Origin of the sequence: Chromohalobacter sp. HP20-39 (assembly GCF_033052815.1) — a bacterium.
GTDB lineage: Bacteria > Pseudomonadota > Gammaproteobacteria > Pseudomonadales > Halomonadaceae > Chromohalobacter.
The window spans coordinates 1-488 of sequence record NZ_JAWHTP010000127.1 but is presented as its reverse complement, the minus strand read 5'-3'; the positions used below and the strand labels follow the sequence as shown (position 1 = coordinate 488).

At 60.9% G+C, this 488-nt stretch carries 1 protein-coding gene; it reads right to left on the bottom strand.

The genetic code is table 11. The features are described from left to right. On the bottom strand, positions 1-427 hold a 427-nt coding region (locus RVY79_RS17275), incomplete at its 3' end, for a UvrD-helicase domain-containing protein (protein WP_317465707.1). Between the last annotated feature and the right edge of the window lie 61 nt (positions 428-488).

Below are 488 nucleotides of genomic sequence, written 5' to 3'. Positions count from 1 at the left end.
GTGTCGAACGACGCGACGTGACCAGAGGCTCGCCAATCTCACCGCCCCAGCCCTCGATAGCGCCGAGAATCCCCGAAATGAGCCGCGCATCTGTGCCGCGAAAGCCGTAGATGGCTTGTTTGGGGTCACCTACCCACACGGAGCGCTTGGCTAGCTTTGCAAGCTCTACGAAGAGCGCCAACTGCAGCGGGCTCGTGTCCTGGAACTCGTCGACCATGACCAAGTCCAGCTCGCCGGCCAGGGCGGCGCGCACCTCTTCGTGGTCACGCAGAACACTGAGCAACAAGACCTCTTGGTCGCTGAAATCAACGGCACCCAGCGTCCGCTTACTTTCCGCGTATGAGTCGAGAGCGTCGGCGGCTAGGTTGAAGACCAAATCCAGATACCGACGCACGTCAGCATGGAAAGCCGGGTGAGAGTCGTGCACCTGAGCAGCTTCGGCGACGGGTTGGACTTTGTCCTTAACCTTGGCTCCAGCGTCGATGCTG